Annotated in this window: 2 protein-coding genes; both read left to right on the top strand. The window is 55.6% G+C overall.

The genetic code is table 11. The features are described from left to right. The first annotated feature begins 348 nt into the window (after positions 1 to 348). Complete coding sequence (locus tag EXE42_RS15815) at positions 349 to 702, top strand: hypothetical protein (protein WP_137706943.1); 354 nt, start codon at positions 349 to 351, stop codon at positions 700 to 702. A gap of 112 nt (positions 703 to 814) precedes the next feature. Beyond that, positions 815 to 1,036, top strand: a 222-nt coding sequence (locus EXE42_RS15810; protein WP_137706942.1) for a hypothetical protein, incomplete at its 3' end; no start/stop codon positions are given.

Below are 1,036 nucleotides of genomic sequence, written 5' to 3'. Positions count from 1 at the left end.
AATCGCAGAGGAAAGTGACCATCTCGTCGCGGAGGGTGAGAAAACGCAGTTTACGGTGATGGTTGCGGACCACAGTTCGGGGTCGCTCTGTAACAGCGAGGAGTACACGTTCTAATGTTCTTCCCGTTGTGCTGGCTGTTCGGTCACGACATGACCGAGGTACGGCTGCGGTGTATCGGCCTTTCGGTTGACGGACTCGACGTACAGACGTACGACGCGACACAACTCAAACGACGGTGTTCGCGAGTCGGCTGTCGTCACGAGACAGTAGAAGTGAAACCCCGCGAGGAGTGACCCCCTTCGCACTTTTTCGCGGAACGGCCTTCAACGGCCCGCCCGCACGTACCTATGAGTCAAGTTACGATTGAGTACCACGGTGAGTCTGTATCGCTACCAGCAACCAAAGAGAATCAAGCACGTCTCTCCGAAGCCAACGACGAGATAGCGTCGCTGTTCAGAGACGCACGAAAAGAGAAACTGAAAGAGACTGTTGAGGAGGTCGTCGGATTTTCGTGTGACGTTCACCACTACGATCGCGGACTCGGTGGGCCGTGGGTGCGTGTCACTTCGCACGGACGGACCTCAATGGACAAAGGAATCCCACAAAACATCGCGGAACACGACGATATTGAGATCGTGATGATCCGTGGCAAGGGTAATTCGTCTCCGAACGGCGTGTACGTCGGGTTCACAGACGACTGATCTATCTACCATTTTTCGGTTTGCGAGGTTCCCGTTCACTCGGGTTCCTGGCGTTACTGTCGTGTTCGTGAAACGGACGCGACCGCGTGCCACGGCGTAAGCGTGGCAGACTATGAGTCAGACTGAACTACTGCTCCCGAGACGCATCGAGCGAAAGATTACGAACCGCGGACACGACCGCTGGTATCAGTACGAGGGTGAGAACCTGTTTGACGCCGACGCCATTGATCGGCTCCGTGACCGTTTCGACCAGATGAACGACACCAACTGGAAGAAAATGTTCACCGTGAAGGGTGCGAGTGGTCCTCGCACGAAGATCCGCACCAAAGACCTC

The sequence above is a fragment of the Halorubrum sp. SP3 genome, assembly GCF_005435195.1.
In the GTDB taxonomy this organism is placed as follows: domain Archaea; phylum Halobacteriota; class Halobacteria; order Halobacteriales; family Haloferacaceae; genus Halorubrum; species Halorubrum sodomense.
This window is presented reverse-complemented; position numbering and strand designations above follow the sequence as displayed.